The 18,125-nt window shown below is 34.8% G+C and carries 9 protein-coding genes; 3 read left to right on the top strand and 6 right to left on the bottom strand.

Translation table 11 applies throughout. The annotated features are described in order from the left end of the window. Nucleotides 1-21 precede the first annotated feature (21 nt). A complete protein-coding gene (locus tag QL232_RS15835) occupies nt 22-1,050 on the bottom strand; it encodes a hypothetical protein (RefSeq protein WP_281614829.1) in 1,029 nt (342 codons plus the stop codon). 592 nt (nt 1,051-1,642) lie between these two features. Here QL232_RS15835 and QL232_RS15830 point away from each other — a divergent pair. From QL232_RS15830 to QL232_RS15820, 3 genes are all read left to right on the top strand, one after another. Beyond that, the gene (locus QL232_RS15830) at nt 1,643-4,684 is read left to right on the top strand and encodes a TonB-dependent receptor (RefSeq protein WP_168884096.1); all 3,042 of its coding nucleotides are present in this window, start codon (nt 1,643-1,645) and stop codon (nt 4,682-4,684) included. A 72-nt stretch (nt 4,685-4,756) separates the two neighbouring features. Then, complete coding sequence (locus tag QL232_RS15825; RefSeq protein ID WP_211093346.1) at nt 4,757-6,334, top strand: RagB/SusD family nutrient uptake outer membrane protein; 1,578 nt, start codon at nt 4,757-4,759, stop codon at nt 6,332-6,334. 48 nt (nt 6,335-6,382) lie between these two features. Continuing rightward, entirely contained in the window at nt 6,383-8,107 is a 1,725-nt protein-coding gene (locus QL232_RS15820) for a hypothetical protein (RefSeq protein ID WP_281614828.1), read from the top strand. Nucleotides 8,108-8,175: 68 nt separating this feature from the next. On the opposite strand, the gene QL232_RS15815 is transcribed toward QL232_RS15820, so the two are convergent. From QL232_RS15815 to QL232_RS15795, 5 genes are all read right to left on the bottom strand, one after another. Continuing rightward, nucleotides 8,176-8,592, bottom strand: coding sequence for an energy transducer TonB (locus QL232_RS15815; protein ID WP_281614827.1), 417 nt, complete (start codon nt 8,590-8,592; stop codon nt 8,176-8,178). 11 nt (nt 8,593-8,603) lie between these two features. Further along, on the bottom strand, nt 8,604-12,587 hold the full coding sequence (locus tag QL232_RS15810) for a two-component regulator propeller domain-containing protein (protein ID WP_281614826.1): 3,984 nt from the start codon (nt 12,585-12,587) through the stop codon (nt 8,604-8,606). 242 nt (nt 12,588-12,829) lie between these two features. Continuing rightward, nucleotides 12,830-14,032 (bottom strand): ATP-binding protein, encoded by a 1,203-nt coding sequence (locus tag QL232_RS15805; protein WP_281614825.1) that lies wholly within the window; start codon nt 14,030-14,032, stop codon nt 12,830-12,832. A gap of 525 nt (nt 14,033-14,557) precedes the next feature. Beyond that, entirely contained in the window at nt 14,558-16,432 is a 1,875-nt protein-coding gene (locus QL232_RS15800) for a hypothetical protein (protein WP_281614824.1), read from the bottom strand. Nucleotides 16,433-16,503: 71 nt separating this feature from the next. Next, entirely contained in the window at nt 16,504-18,042 is a 1,539-nt protein-coding gene (locus QL232_RS15795; protein WP_281614823.1) for an alpha-L-fucosidase, read from the bottom strand. Nucleotides 18,043-18,125: the final 83 nt, after the last annotated feature.

Genomic DNA, 18,125 nt, shown 5'->3' with positions numbered 1-18,125 from the left:
AAAATTTCGTTCACTCCTCTTTTATTTATTTGAGGAATACAGTTTGTTTAGATTAGATAATAGTGAAGTTGACATGTCGTCCCTACGATCAACAATGCTCATTTTTCGTTCATTCAACACCTGAAAAGCAAGGTCCCAAGTATTACATGGTTTTTGATAATTCCATTTTTTGGTATTTGCTCTGTCTACCCAATAGTTTGGACGTTCTACCGGAAATGGTTTGATGTAATTCCCGGTCCATCCTCCAAATTCTGGATACTTGGTATTTACTTGTGGATCGATGAGAAACATAAATGGAATAGCTTCTTCTAAGTTGAAAAAAGTGTTCTCCTTCTCAGAAAGGTATTTACCCATCGCTCCGAAATGGATCACTTCGTTATACAACTTGTTCGATTCCTCTCCTTCTGAGATTCCTTTAAATGCCCAATCGTTTTCTATCCACCATAGTTCTGTAAACCTTTCAAAGATTTCCGTTCTTCCCCAACCATTCCAGTTCAGGTTCCCACAAACATCTTCATCAGGAGGTTTAATTCCTGAAGCAACGGAGATAACTCTTACTTTCTTTGCCAAATCCGGTGCTCTAAAAAGAACTTCTTTCACCGTCTTCATACTCCCAAGTACTAGGAAATATGTTGGTGAATCGTTACTTTGTCTTATCTGTCGGATGACCTTTTTAATCCCCTTTTCTTTATCTGTAAGAATAGTCTTCTTAAGATCATCTGGCGAAGGAAAATTCCTAGCTTCAAATGAATAACTCTGGTTCTTATAATCTTGAGCATAACACTGTATAATATTGTTTAAGATTTCAAGACCATAATCATTGTATTCATCTAGCATTACTGATTGAACACTAACATTATTTAAGTACCATAGTAAGTATAAAAATGCATGTTCATCTGTAATGGAATAATCCTTATTATTAATGTCTGTGGTAATAATTACATTTGGAATCTCTTTTTTTTCTATCACTACTTTCTTTTGATTTGAAGAACATGACACTACACACAAAGAGTAAAAAATGATCACTATGTATGTATATATATTCTTCATTTCAGAGATAGATTTTAATAACTTCCAAATGGTTATACCTCAAATGTACTTGATACAATTAAAGGACGATATGGAGATTTTTAATTTTGATAAGGCCTATGAACAAATACTACTTAATTCGACAAATAGCATTTAGGCACTTTTTAATCATAAACCTACTCTATTTAGCTTAAATGAGCATTATTAGTAGATTTTTTCATCAATTAGGTATAATATTTGAAGAATATGAATCACATAAAAAAGTTCCTTTTTCATCAAATTATATATGAAATGAAACAACTATCATCACAAATTAACGGGTAAGAATCAAAAATTTCGCTAATGCATTCAAGGTTAAAAAGGAGGATAAATGTTAAACACTTCCGACACTTTCAAGTAGGGGTAAATTTTCATCAAAAATGTAATTTTTTTCCCTATTTAAAATTTATTCCCTGATAAAAAAATATTTTTTCAGACTCCTTTTTGTCAAAAATCAACCTCTGAAGTAATTAGTGTCTACCCTACATTTGTAACATAACGCCGCGGTTATTTTTAATTTATGTTTTACTAAAGTCATTTAGATAGAACAACAACTAAACAATAAAAGATAGTCATGCAGATCTTAAAAAATTTTTTTCTGCTGTTCATCGCTATTACATTTTCAATAAGTGCCTATGCACAAGAACGAACAATAAAAGGTAGCGTATCAGATGAAACAGGTAGTCCTCTTCCAGGGGTGAACATCACTATTAAAGGAACAACTATTGGAACAATCTCCGACTTTGATGGTAAATTTCAGTTAAACGTAAAAACTAATGATACAGTATTAGCAATTTCTTCTATTGGCTATATAAGTCAAAATATTAATGTTGGTACTCAGACAGAGTTCAAGATTAATATGGAAGTAGACCTAGAAGAATTAGAAGAAGTAGTAGTTATCGGTTATGGTACTGCTAAAAAGAGTGATGTAACAGGTTCAGTTTCGACCGTAAAAACGGATGAATTGACTGTTATAGCCACTGAGGATGTAAACAAGGCCCTTCAAGGTCGTGTACCAGGTGTACAAGTAACCAACTCTGGCAACCCTGCCTCAGGATCAAAAGTAAGAGTAAGAGGTATTGGTACGATCAACAACTCAGATCCTTTATATGTAGTTGATGGTTTCCCAATGCAAGACATTTCGCACATAGCTCCACAAGATATTGAATCTATGGAAGTACTAAAGGATGCTTCGGCAACTGCAGTATATGGTTCAAGAGGTGCCAATGGAGTTATTTTAATTGCCACAAAGAAAGGTAAAGTACAAGATAAAGTAACGTATACATTTAATGCACAAACTGGTGTTAAGCAAGCGTCTAATACTATTGAGATGGCCAATGCATCAGAATATGCTCAGATGGGATTAGAAGCCAACAGATTTGCAGAAGGTACAGATGAGTATGAGCAATTAAAATATGTAGCAAATGGTAACTATAAAGGTACTGACTGGCAAGATGAATTATTAAGAGAAGGATCTTTCCAAAATTATAACTTAGGAATTAACGGTGGTTCTGAAAAGAATCAATTCAATTTCTCTACATCTTATGTGAAAGATGAAGGGATATTAAAAGGAACTGACTTGGAGAAATTCTTTGTGAAGTTCAACAACACACATAAATTCAACGATTGGTTAAACTTTGGACAAAACATTGCCTATACACACGCAAATTACTCTCTTACAAACTTGAATGATGTTTATTCAAGTCCGCTAACTCAAGCATTATGGACAGACCCAATTACTCCAGTATATAACCCTGATGGATCTTATGCAAGAGCAACTTGGTCTTATAACAACAACCCTGCAAGAATGGCAGAGCAAGAACAATACAAACGTTCTTGGGATAACAGAATCGTTGGTAACTTCTCTTTGAATGCTAAAGCAACGAAAGACTTAACATTAACATCCAACTTTGGTGTGGATTATAGAAACCAACAACAAAAGATGTACTACCCTGAATTCTTCGTTTCAAATGAAGAACAAAGAATGACTTCTCAGTTGGATGAACATAGAAACAACAAGTTTGACTGGGTTTGGTCTAACTATGCTAACTATACGAAAAGTATTGGAAATCACAACTTCGGAGCGATGGTAGGTATGGAGATGCAATACTTCAGCTACAACAATATTATGGCCACAGGTTATGATGTTCCTTTCAATGAAAACATGAGATATTTAGGTGCTGCAAAAGGTGCTGATTATTTCGCTACGTCTTCACAAGGAGCCAATTCATTACAATCGTATTTTGCTAGAGCTAACTATAGCTACGACAACAAGTATTTATTGACAGCCACATTTAGAGCAGATGGTTCATCAAAATTCGCAGAAGGCAACCGTTGGGGATTCTTCCCATCATTCTCTGCAGGATGGAATATCAAAGAAGAAGATTTCTTACAAACTTCTGAAATTGTCTCACAACTTAAGCTGAGAGCTGGTTGGGGTGAAGTAGGTAACCAATCTTCTGCAGGTAACAATGATTACTTATCAACGGTAACAAACAACTTAAGATATGTGGTTGATGGTAATGTCGTTGAAGGTCGTATTCCAACAACAATGTCTAACCCTGATTTAAGATGGGAATCTGCACAAATGACCAACTTTGGTGTTGATGCAGGATTCTTAAACGACAAGATTACTGTAAGTGCAGAATACTTCATTAAGGATACTAAAGACATGGTGGTTCCACAACCTGTACCTGACTATGTAGGTGCAAACTCTCCAAATGTCAACGTTGGTACTATGCAAAACAAAGGTTTTGAATTCGCCATCAACTACAGAAATGTTGAGCATGAAGTAAAATGGAATGTTGGTGCTAATATCGCAGTCATCGATAACAAAATTACTGACTTAGGTGAAACTGGTCACATCGATGGTGGTTATATTGACAAGTTAGGATATACTACAAGAACCGAAGAAGGACAAGAAATTGCTTACTTCTATGGTTATAAAACAGACGGTATCTTTAGATCACAAGAAGAGTTAGATGCACATGTTGATGCAGACGGTAATCCACTACAACCTAATGCTGGTATTGGTGATGTGAAGTTTGTCGATTTAAATGGTGACGGTACTATTGATGATGAAGATAAAACTAACCTTGGTTCTGCTATCCCAACATTTACAGGTTCATTCAATATTGGACTAGAGTACAAAGGATTTGACATGAACTTATTCTTCACTGGCTCATATGGTAATGAAGTAGCCAATATTCAGAAGTTCTGGATTGAAGATTCTAACGTTCAGAAAAATCAAACTAAAAATTACTACGATAACCGTTTCCACCCAGAAAACAATCCTGAAGGTACTTTACCAAGAGTTGTATCGGGTGATCCAAACAACAACCGTAGATTCTCTGACAGATATGTGGAAGATGCTTCTTACCTAAGATTACAAAACGTTCAATTAGGTTATTCTTTCAATGAGAATGTTTGTAAGAAATTACACATGCAACGTTTCAGAGTTTATGCTTCAGTCGATAACTTATTCACGCTAACTAACTACAGTGGTTATGATCCTGAAGTAGGTGATCATTACGGTGATCCATTAGCACAAGGTGTTGATATTGGTAACTATCCAAAATCTACTACTTATTCATTAGGCTTGAATGTTACTTTTTAATCAGAGGAATCACGTAAAAGTAGAAAAGAAATGAAATTCAAAAATATTATAAATGTACTAGCATGTTGTAGCATGCTAACACTAGGAAATAGCTGTTCAAGTTTCTTAGATAGAGAGCCACAAGGTCAGGCTGTAGATACTCCAGCATATTATGATGATCTTGAAAATGCTCAAATGGCAGTCAACGCATGTTACCAAGCCATTGCTCAAGATCAAGGTGTTGTTGCCCATATGCAAGAGTGGATGTTTGGTGAAGTAATGACTGACAACTCTTGGAAAGGTGGATCTGACTTTGGCGATATGCAAGATGTGCAGATGTTGAAAGAATGGTCTGCTGTAAACGTAAATGCTACCTCTCACTCTGCTTGGAAAACATATTATCAAGCAATTCACAGAGCCAACACAGCGATCCAAGGTATCTCTCCTGCTACTAGTTTTGATGAGGAAACTAGAGATCAATTAGTTGGCGAAGCACTATTTATCAGAGCATACAGCTACTTCTACTTAGTACGATTATTTGGTGATGTGCCTTTATTTACGGCTCCAGTTTCACCAGAAGAAATTGGATCTATCGGAAGAACTCCAGTAAAAGATGTTATCGCTCAAATCGAAGCAGATTTAGATTCTGCGGCCAGCATGTTAGGTAACAGATCTGAAATGGAATTGGGTAGAGCAACATCAGGTACGGCTTTAGCCTACCACGCAAGAGTATCCATGTATGATATTGGTATCTGGAAGTCTAATGACAATACTTGGCAAGAAGTATATGATTTAACTAATGCAGTAATCAACTCAGGTCAATACAGCTTAGCGTCTAATTTAGCTACAGTATTTGAAAAAGATGGTGAAAACGGTGTGGGTTCTATCTTTGAAGTACAACACACTACTTCAAATACAGGTTGGGCCAACCAAAACACAGGTTCTACTTCTCCTATCTTAACAGCCCCAAGAGGTACTGCTGATATCAAAGGTTGGGGTTGGGGATTCTTAAACCCTACGCAGGATTTAGTAGATGAATTTGAAGAAAATGATCCTCGTTTAGAATGGACTGCAGGTCAGAATGGACAATTTGCTCATGGTGTTGCACAAGGTGTATCAGCCTCTCAGTTCTTGTCTGGTTACTTCCCAAGAAAAGTATTAATGGACCAAGCACTTCGTCCAAATGAGCAATCTGACAACCCTCAGAACCAAAGGAAATTAAGATATGCAGATGTATTATTGATGAATGCTGAAGCTGCGTATCACTTGGGTAATGAAGGAATGGCTCGTCAGAGAGTAAACGAAGTAAGAGACAGAGCGAGAAACATGACTTACCCTAAGGGGTGGACTGAGGAATCTAATGATTATACTGAAAGAGATAATTCAGCGGCTTTACCAGAAGTAACAGCCTCAGGAAATGATCTTTTAGCTGCCATTCTTCATGAGAGAAGAGTAGAGCTATCATTGGAAGGTCTACGTTTATGGGATCTGTTAAGAACAGATAACTATGAAGCTGCTATTCAGAAAGACAACATTGGATACAGAGATGAAATTACTGGTAGCACTGTTGTTTCAAATATGGAAGGTAAAAAACTAAACGGGGTTCCTGTTTTACCTATCCCAGCAGCAGAAGTAGCTTCATTTGGATTAACTCAAAACCCTGGTTATTAATCCTAAGCACTCTTTCTAAATTTTGCTTACTTATAGAGATTACAAATCATGAATATTAAGAATAAAATACATAAAGCATCATTAGGCATAGCATTCTTTGGAATGTTATGCGGAATGAACGCTTGTACTACTCAAAAAGAGTACAGTCAATCTAACGACATTGACTACCCTCAACCAAAAATCGCTGACTCTAACATCCAAAATCCTACCGTTATTGGTGAGCCTTTCGTTTTGGTTGGTGAAAACTTTAAGAATGCTAAAGTATATATTGGAGAAACGCCTTGTACTGAAATCACAGTAAGTGCTACAGAGGATACAATTAATGCAGTACTACCAAGAATCTTCGAAACTTCTCAATTAAGAGTTGTCAATGCTTATAAGCAGGAAGTCCTTTCGGAAAGTGCGTTCGAACCTATCTACCCTCTTACTGAAAATGTAGAATACCCTACGCTGATCACAAGAGGTCAGGTTTTTACGATCAAAGGAACAAATGTTGATTTAATTTATGAAGTAGTCGTTGGTGGCCATACTATTGAGGTAGATGGTATCAATAGTAATGCATCTCAAATTAACGTTTTAGCACCAAGCGATTTAGCAGATGAAGTAACGATTAAAGTTTCAACATATAATGCTGAATCTAACGTTCCTGAATCTGGCTCTATCACTGTTGAGGATGCAGGTGAATTCTTTGACCCTGTAGAACCAGTAGTTCTATTTGATTTTGAAGATGGCGTTAACCCTTATGAACCAGGTGATATTACTCCTGAAAATGGTTTAGATGCTGGTAATGGTATTTCAAAAGGTAGAGGAGATCACTACTTAACAGTTAGAAAAGCAGATGGTGATGGTTGGACTTCTTGGATGGGACAATTATACTATGGTCAGCCGATTGACTTGGTTACTTTTACTGATCCACACTTAAGCTTCCAAATTAACTCTGAGAGCTCTCAAGGTTACTTCCAATTAGAAATTGGTCAGAATGGGAACAAAAACGGTGCTGACTTTAAAGCAAGTAACACTGGTAACGAAGGTGACAATTATGTATTTAGAGCTACAAATAACGAGTGGCAATGGGTAACAGTTAGCTTAAAAGAGCTAGAGTTATCTGATTGGGGCGGTGGATTAGAAGCTGTAGATATCAAAGGCACATTAGACTTTGTGAAATTATCTTACAAACAAGGTAATGGAGCTAACCCTTATATCTTAAACCTTGACAATGTTATGATCACTGATGGTCCAGTTATCGTAGCAAAGGAGTTAGAAAACTTTGAAACAGCTACTTATATCTGGGAAGATAATGGTGGTGGAGCTACAAACAGTATCGATGGTGGTAGCATGTCTGCAATTGCAGGTGACCATTATATCCATGTGAACTTAGATGGAGCTACTTCATGGAACTGGACTGGTACATTAAAAATGGACAACTCAAACAGTTTAGACCTTTCAGGTGTTACTGATCCACACCTTTCATTCTGGGTAAATACAGGTAATGCAAAAGGTAACTTACAGTTCGAGATTTACCAAAATGACACTAAGTTTGGTAGTGATATCGATAGAGAGAATTACTATGTGGAAACTAATGGAGAATGGACATTATATACTTTCAGATTAAGTACAATGTCTTGGAGTAACTGGGGTGGTGACGCTGAAAAACCAGACTTCACAGGTACATTAGATTATCTAGCATTTGGTTTCTCTACAGGTAATATTGATGGAGAAAGATATGAAATGAATGTTGATGACATCATGATTACTGATGGACCAATGTTCTAATCATCACAACTGTTTATAATAAAGGCCCCAATCATTTTTTTGATTGGGGCCTTTTCTTTTACCTCTTTCTATCCAAGGCAAATGGTTATTACAATTTTTAATTTTGTAGCTACATGTTTACCATTACATTTTCCTATAATCCATTCTTCATTGGAAAGCACCCGATAAACAGATTCTGTATCATCCAGTGGAACATCTCCAATACTTACTTTTAGATTCGCCACCTTCCCTTTTTTTGTCACTACAAAATCAATATACAATTTACCTTCAAGTCTCATTCTCTTGGCTTCAGTTGGGTACTTAATATTCTTTGCCAGTGTGCTAAAAAGTTTAGATGATCCACCTTTAGTTGTCGCAGGTTCATCTAAGTATTCATAAACCTCTTCCCCTAATTCAGCATCATATGTTGATACACACTTCGCCTTTTCTTGAGCAAATAATGGTATTGAGGACAAACAAAATAACAACAGTAAATTGTAATACATTTATCCTTCTTTTAATTTTTAATCGGTTTACGATACTGTGTTGGCGTCTGACCAAATTGCTTTTTGAATGATTTCCTGAAATATTGAGGGTCATTAAAACCAACTTCATAAGCGATTTCAGAAATATTCAATTCTGATGTTTTGAGTAACTCCAAAGCTTTTTGTAATCGAATATTCCTTACAAATTCCACAGGAGGCATCCCTGTTTCGGCCTTCATTTTTCTGTAAAACTGAATATTACTCATATCCATTTCTTTTGCTAATTCAGGCACTGAGAATTCTGCTTCTGAAATATTTCGTTCGATGATTTTTCTTGTTTGATCCTCAAAAGATATTTCAGCTTTTTGATTCGTCTTTTTCTTCGTCTTCTTACTTGTTTTGTCAGAAGATAAGATATTCGATCTCGATTTCAATAATTGGTTCACCCTTACCTCCATATGTTTTGGAGAAAATGGTTTTGCAATAAATGAATCTGCTCCGGCTTCTAATGCTTTAATTCGTTCTTGAGTATCTGGGTTAGATGACAGAAGGATAATTGGTGTATTTTTCGTTTTCTCACCCGATTTAATTTTTCCTGAAAGTTGTAGTCCATCGAGTCCCTCTAAGTAGATTTCAGAAATCACTAATGATGGATAGTATTTCAGCATTTTCTCATAAGCATCTAAACCGTTTTCGGCGTACATGATTTTATACTCTTTTTCTAAAATACTCGCAATGTACTCTCTAATCTCATTCGATTTTTCAACAATTAAAATAAGCTCTTCTTTATCCACCTTCTCACTTACCACTTCTTCATTGGACTTCTTCACAAACTCTAACTTTTCAGTTTCTGAATAAAGAAGCTTCGATACCAACTCACTAGACTCATTTTTCTTTTCTTCTGAAGAATAGAAATCGTCATCTGAAGGGATATACAATGTGAATTTTGAGCCCAATGAAAGTTCACTTTCTACATAGATGATCCCTTTCATGGCTTCAATAATGGACTTAGAAAATGCTAAACCTATTCCGGAACCTGTATCAGTATTAGACTTTACTTGATAGAAACGATCGAAGATAATTTCAATGTCCTCTTTATTGATACCAATTCCCGAGTCTTTAATTTCAACACTTAAATAACGGTTAGAATATTTTGATGGAGCATTCCCTGTATAATTGTACAATTTGTTTTGTATCGATTCAAAATCAACAGTAGAAACATTCACCCATACCCCGCCATTATCTACGTTATATTTGAAGGCATTCGATAAAATGTTGTACATCACCGCCTCTAACATCACTTTATCTAGGTAGATGTTTTCTTGAAGTGTATCGAGGAAGTTAATCGTATAGTTTATCTTTTTACGCTTTGCGATATGCTTGAAAGCATCTGTAGCATCTTTTATTACAGTATTTGTATTCTCTAATTTGATGTTTAAATGCATCTGACCATGTTGACTTTTGGTCAAAAACATCAACTGATCTGTTAAACGTAATAATCTTTGGGCATTTCGGTAGGCAATCCCTAAGGGCTCCTGAAGTGCTGATTGTACCGTATTGTTTTTTGCAATTTGTTCGATAGGACCTAATACAAGGGTAAGTGGAGTACGTAACTCATGCGATAGATTTGTAAAAAAGTTTACCTTTCTCTCGTATTCTACCTTTTCATCTCTCATTTTAAGATGTTCATATTTTTCTTCATTGGCTTTATGAACTTTACGTCTCCACCACATCATTATGTACGTAATCAGCCCAATAAACATCACAAGATAGAAGATATATGCCAAGGTAGATTTATACCAAATCGGACTAATATTGATGGTTAGTGTTTTTACTTCATCACTCCAAATACCATCGACATTGGCTGCTTTTATCTTTAATTGGTATTTACCAGGCATCAATCCATTATAAGAAATGATATGTTTATCTTCTGTAGTTTGTACCCATTCTTTATCTAGGTTTTCCAATATATACCTAAACACTTTCTTCTCCCCTTTTGAATAATTTAAGGTAGATAAATAGAAAGAGAATGAATTTTGATCATGTGTCAAAAAGAGCTCCTCTGTTTTATTGATTTCATCCTTAAGGATCACTTTTGCATCGATTTTTTCCTGTGGATGGATTTCTCTTTCGTTCAAATAAAAACGAGAAATAACAGGTTCAACTTTATAAGGATTCTCAATAAAATCTGGCACTTTTAGCATGTCAACCCCTTTTTCACCACCCAATAGGATATTTCCTTTAGAAGTTAGCTTCTTCGATTTGTTGTAATATCTTTCATTAAGTAGTCCATCTTCTGTACTGTAAGTGAAATAATTTCCATCTTTCCACTCAAAAGCATTGGTTAGTGTGGTTCCCCAAATTTTATTATTAGGTGTTTTGACAATACTACTAATAGTGGCTTTTAATAGTTTGGCAGGAACGTTTTTTTGAGAGAAACTTTTCCTGTTTTTTATAAATTCAAAGAGACCGTTTTCCGTTGCTACCAATAACGTTTTATGATCTTTTTCAACAATATCTGAAATCAAGGATGTATTCATAGTAGGCGTTTGTACATTAAATTGCTCTACATCAGTGATTACATAATCCTTGTTATACTTCACATTCCATAACCCTTTTCCTCTTGTACCAATCCAAAGTTCCCCCTCCTTTTCAGGGTAGATCTTTACAATGGGCATACTCAACAATTCTCTTCCTTTTCCTGTATTAAGAGACGCAAATCGGTCTAGTTCTTTATCATAGTATGAAATGCCTGAATCCCAAAATCCAATCCAAAGGCTATTATCATAATTACTCTTTGCAACAGACATCACAAAGAGGTTTACAATTTCTTTCTGAGTAGTATATTGATGGATAATTTTTGCAGAAGTATTATCAAGGTGGACTACACCTTTTCCGGCAGTCGAAACCCAAGTAGAATTATCATATTCCGCTATACCTGTAATTTGCTCAAAACGATGTTGATGTTGTACATAATTAGAAGCTCCTGTAATTGTTTTATCTTTTTCGTAGTACAATTTACCATCAATAGTACCTAGCCATATTTTTTGATCGATTTCTTCAATAGCAGCTACAGGATCAATAATCTCATTAAGTAAAGGCTGGATTGGTTTCTTAAAAAGATCTAATGAATAAACACCAAAATGGGTTCCTACCCAAAGTACACCTGCTTGATCTTCAAAAATAGCAGAGAATGAAGTATTAGTTTTAAACTCTTCAACATCTTGAATCTGCTTTGTTTTTAGATCAATTGCATAAATTTGATTGGCAGTCATAAACCAAAGTCTATCCTCATCAGAATACGATTTCTTGATATAAGACTTCTTGTTACTGAGTAACTCCGTAATAATCTCACCTCGTAATGATTTATTTTTGAAAGATACCGTAAATAGTCCTTGCATATTCGAGCACCAAATATCGTTATCCTCTGTTTGGTAGATACTGTATACACCAATATATTCTTTTCCTGAAAGTAAGAATACTTCTTTTGTTTTAATGTCCATACATCCCAGGCCTTGCATGGTACCAAACCAAATATATCCATTCGCATCGTAGTGAACTGACACTACCAAGTCTTGAAAAAGTTGGGCATTAAAGATACTACCAAATTCTTTTTGGGTATACTCTGTAAATATCTTGTCACTGATATTATAAAATACCAATCCATTTCCCTGCGTACCAATCCATACATTGCCGTAATCGTCTTCAGAGAATGAAGTGATTCTTTGAATATCTAATGTTCTTGCAGATTCTGAATTCTGAGTAAGGTGTTCAAAACTATCCGACTTCTTATCATAAATAAAAATGCCGTTATTGTCTGTACCAATCCATAACTGCCCATTAGAATGTTCCATTATGGTGGCAATCTTTTTATCCAATAAAGGCTGATAGTTTCTTTCTCCGAATACGGTAATCTCGTATCCATCGAATTTATATAAACCATCCCATGATGTAAACCATAAATAGCCTTCTTTATCTTGAATGATGTTAGTTACTGAACCCGTAAATTTCTCCAATTTTAGAGGATTTGCCTGAAGCTGAACAAGAAAAGTAATGAAAAAAATTAGTATAAAAATTAACCTCATATAACGCCTATTATACAATGACTCCTAGAGTATAAATATGGCTTAAAATAGGATAAAAAACAATATTTCTTACGAAAGTCCTATACTGATGACATACAATATTCCTTTTTACATTTTTATAAGATTTAACTGATAAAAATAATGGTAGATGATCACTTATAACTTCTTAATTTTTACTTTTCAATACTAAAATGGAAAGTCGTTCCAACATTCTTTTCTGACTCTAAACAAATTTCTCCACCCAAGGCTTGGACAATCTTTTTTACTGTCGCCAATCCAATACCATTTCCAGAAGATCCAAATCGATCTTGCGATGAAATAACTTTAAATAATTCAAAGATTTCCTTTTGATCTTTTTCATCGATCCCAGAACCGTTGTCTCTTACATAAAATTGATAATACCTATCGGTTTCGGAAAGTCCAATTTCTATCTTTATTAAGTCTTTGTCATTGTATTTGATCGCATTCGAAATAATGTTAATCAACACTTGGTCCAGAGCCGTTTTATTGATTAACAATTCATCTACATCAGTGTTAAAAGAAATAGCTGTACTAAAATCATTAAAGAAATAATCTTGAACACTATTTTTAATATCCTTAAAGGTCACAAAGTCTTTTTTATCTTTAATGAGATGCTGATTCTTACTATAGTTTAAAATATCTACGATTAGTGTGCGTAATTTTTTTGAAGACTCAATGATGTGTCCAATCAGCTTATTTCCAGTAATATCTAAAGTAGCTCCATACTGTTCTGATAATAATTCTGAGATGTTTAGTATGTTGTTTAAAGGAGATTTTAAGTCATGGGCAGCGACATAGGCAAACTTATCTAATTCTTTATTTTTTTCTTCTAAGGTAAGTACTGTTTGAGTTAATATCTTCTTACTTTTTCTCAACTCCATTAGTCGCATTACTTGCTGTCCTAAAGCTCTTAGCGTTGCTACCTGAGAGGATGATAATTCTCTAGGTTGATGATCAATGACGCACAACGTTCCCATAGGTAATCCTTTTTCAGAAACTAAGGGAACTCCGGCATAAAATATCACTTTGGTCTCTCCTACCACTAATGGATTGTCATGAAAACGAACATCTTCTCTTGAATCATTGACAATCAATACTTCTTTTGGCTTATTGATAGCGTGTGCACAGAAGGCAACTTCTTTTGGAGTATGATCTGCATCAATTCCATGGTGAGATTTAAACCATTGGCGTTTATCATCAACAAGACTAACCAATGAAATTGGCGTCTGACAAATTTCACTGGCTATGGCTGTTAGGTTATCGTAATCATCTTCTTCCAATGTATCTAAAATGGAATAAGATTTTAATTCTTCTAATCTTTCAAGTTCGTTCTTTGGTATTACGGGTTGTATCATATTAGTGTTAATTAATAGTATTCAGGGTCAATATCAATTTAGAGTGTATTATTCATTTTCATTGTTCCTTTACATTTAGGGATCAATAGCAATTATTTCTAGGACTTGATAAGCTTCCAATATCATCCACTTCAATTGAGTGGTTAGTGGTCTATGCTATCAAACTTTTAAGAATTGATAAATTCTAGTATATATATATTCGATATATCAGACTTGGGTCAGTAATATCAACAAAAATCCTGGGTGCTGACGTTTTCGAATTTATGGGTTATCACATTAAATTTAAATATTCACTCAAAATATTGATTATTAGTTAGTTTTCAAAGTGTTAGGAGAGATAATAAATGAGTGGGTGATGACAGTTTTATGTAATATTTCAACTAAAAACCCTAGAAAAATACGATTGGATTTTCTAGGATTTTTAGTTTTGTGTGTAAATATTCGGCTACTTTAATGTAGTTTTCTAATCAGGACTTAACCAAGTGATATCCTATCTTTAAAAAAGTACAATATCACTAGAGTCACCTAGTTTTCAAGGTTTCTTCTATGTCCAGAAACAACCTTAAAAGTAGAAACGAAGCCTTCGCCTCCCTCAAAAGATACTGTAACAATATTCTTCTTTTTCAATAATTTTTGAGGTAAATCTATCTTATAAACACCAAAGAAATTTTGTTGTTGAGGCCGCTTTACTTTCGGTTCTTCAGCTCCCTCAAAAGTTAACTCTTTAAAGTCTTGGGTTCTACCCATTTCATTGGGGTCATATATTAATTTTTGGCCATTTAATACAATTACAGGAACTTCATTAAGAGAAATTGGTTTAGAAACACCTAGGCATAATTGAACAAAAGCCAAGTTATCAGTGTCTGTAGTAAAAGTAAATTCTTTACCCTTTTTATCAATTTTCGTGATTAAATCTTGATGATACTCTTGGCTAACATCTACTACCGAACTCCACTTTTCTGTTTCTTTCTCCTCTAAAATAATGATCATTGTCTCATCAGGGTAAAGTGTAAGTTGTGAGATATCATCGACTAATTTTTCTTCGAGAATAGGTGCTTGTCCTAGAGAGTATAATCGTCTTACTTTTATCGATGAAATATCCTTTTTATTCAAATCTAAAACGGATAAACCAAGAGGTTGTTTTTTGTCTTCAAGATTATCAAAACAGATATAAGTCTTGTTCTCCTTTCTCAAAGAAAAAGACTGAATATCAGCATTATTAGACTTTGTATATACATAATCCCCTTCAATTCCCTTCCAAAATTCATAGAACTTCATTAAATGGGTTATCTTAAACCCTCCATTCTCCTGTTCATGAAATAATACAAATGGATAAGGGTAAGGAGAATCATACCAAGTAGCTGTACCACAAATAAAAGGTACCGCTTTTTGAATAACATGTGGACGCTGAATAAACTGAAACATTTTAGAATTTACAGCATGCATGATAAACCAATCTCTTTGAGCAAAATAGTCTTCTCTAATTTTAGTTCCTTTCTTAAATCCTGCTCCATATTCTGAGATCACCATAGGCTTAAAAGTAGCTGTTACTTCTTTTGATTTAGCTTCAATAAGATCTAGAATAGCTTCTGCATTTGCACCTGCTCTATAACTGGCTTTATCGTCATAATAAGTAGAGTATAAATGAACGGATAAAAAGTCCATTTCCTTACCTGCTTTCTCGATAAAACTACCCATACGTTCTTTCCAAATTTGAAAATCATTCAATTCATAAGCAGGCCATGCATGTCCAGGGCCACCCACTCTTACTTTAGGATATTTTTTATGGATTGCTTTAGCAGTTGTCGAATACATCTCTATGATTGTATCTACGGTCGTATGCATAGAACGATCATGTACAAATGGTTCATTTAGGAGCTCTACGTATCCTTTTGTGATATTTTTCTCACTCATTCTCCCTACATAGTAAGCATTGATTGCCTCTATTCCTACAAGATTTTTCTTAGGAGAAGTCATCACAAAATTACCTACAGGAAAGTACGAACCAGGATGAGAAGTAACAATCATCTCTTCTTCAAAACGATAGTCTCTACCCTTTTTATGAATACTTTTCATCTCCTTCTCAAATGCTTTCTTAGAGAAAGTTCCTGGGTGTTTATGATTGGTCTGACTTAGCTTATTCGAAGGAGTTCCTAAGCCAAATCTACGTCCATCTGATACCCCCAAACTATCATACAGATAGTCTCGAAATTCTTTAGGGATATGTTCATAATTTGAATGCACATTGATGTACCTCTTTCTTTCAAAAGTAGAAACACCCTCATAAGCTACTTTGGTTAAAGGTTCTACGGTTACTTTAGTTTTAGTACTCCTTTGATCTTGGCCATGTGCTAAGCCTTGACTGATGACCATTAGGGAGAGTAAGATTAGTTTTTTCATATTATTTATATATTAAAAAAAGCTGTTCTCTATTGGAGGAACAGCTTTCAGTTACTATTAAAATTACTATTTTACTGTAATGCTATTTGATCTTTGTCTTCAAATTCAATTTCAAAAACGAACGCATGGTTACATGGTTTCTCTTTTGGTAACTGAATCACTAAATTTTTATCATTCTGTGTAAAATCCAACGATTTTTTATGTCCTAATAACTTAATGTTTTTGATACCAGAGGAAATGTATTGCGAAGATGTTTTCAATACAGGAATCTTCACTTTTCCATTATTGGCCCAAGCCATTGAGATCGCATATAGTTTTCCATTATTAGTCGTAAAACGAAAATCATTTGCTGTTAACTCTTTATTTTTTCCTTCTGTGTGATGTCCTGTTGCTACCTGTGTTGGTCCATCTCCATAGATTTCCCAAGGTCTTGAACCATAAATCGCCTTTCCGTTTACAGATAGCCACTCACCTATTTCCATCAATATTGCTACTTGATCTTCTGGAATTGTACCGTCTGCTTTAGGTCCTACATTTAATAATAGACAACCATTTTTACTAACAATATCTACAAGGTCATCGATAATTGTATTGGCATCTTTCGATTCCCAATTCGTCACATAACCCCAAGAATTTTTTCCAATAGACGTATCCGTTTGCCATACTCTAGGGCTTATATCAGACATTTTACCTCTTTCAATATCCAGTACATGCGTCCCTTCTGGGAAGGTAACCATCTTGAAATTTTTAGTCTGTAACACTACGTCCTTCTTCCACTCAATTCCTTTATTGTAGTAATATGCAGCTAATTTAGGGTGGTAAGGCATAAACTCTTCTCTATCGATATAGAAATCAAACCATAAAATATCTGGTTGGTAATTATCGATAATATCCACCGTTCTGTTCCACCAATGTGTTAGAAATTCTTGGTCTGCTGGTGCATAATGATCATGAGGTCGGCTATATAAATCACTATATTCAGGATTCATTGTGTCGAATCCTTTTTTATAGGTAAAGTAATTCCAATTAAAAGCATAATGTGATGATGCTCCAATTTTAATATCTCTTCTTCTTGCTTCCTTAGTTAATTCTCCAAGGATATCTTTTTTAGGCCCCATATCAACAGCATTCCATCGTGTATGATTGGATTTATACATAGCGAAACCATCATGATGCTCTGCCACAGGTACAATATATTTTGCTCCTGACTTCTCAAAGATATCTACCCATTCCGAAGCATTAAAATTCTCTCCTTTAAACATTGGGATAAAGTCCTTGTAGCCAAATTTATCTAATGAACCAAAGTGCTCAACATGATATTGGTTCATATTCGTTGCCCCAATCTTCTTAGTGTCACCGTTGGGTCCCCACTCCACACTATCCATATACATTAATCGTGGATACCATTCTGAACCGTATGCTGGTACCGAATAAGCACCCCAATGAATAAAGATACCTAGCTTTGCATCTTGGAACCAATCTGGCACATCATACTGTTGGAGAGACTCCCAATTTGGCTCAAAAACTTCTCTGTTAGAAACCTTGTTATCTTTTTGTACAGAACAAGATCCGAGAAAGACAGCCGTAATGAATATAATTACATTTCTCATACTTCTTTCTTTATATATATAGTAATACTTATCAATCTGACTTGTTATCAAATGTGATCGCCACATCAATACTTCAAATTTAT

The sequence above is a fragment of the Flammeovirga sp. SubArs3 genome (assembly GCF_947387565.1).
Lineage (GTDB): Bacteria > Bacteroidota > Bacteroidia > Cytophagales > Flammeovirgaceae > Flammeovirga > Flammeovirga agarivorans.
This window is presented reverse-complemented; position numbering and strand designations above follow the sequence as displayed.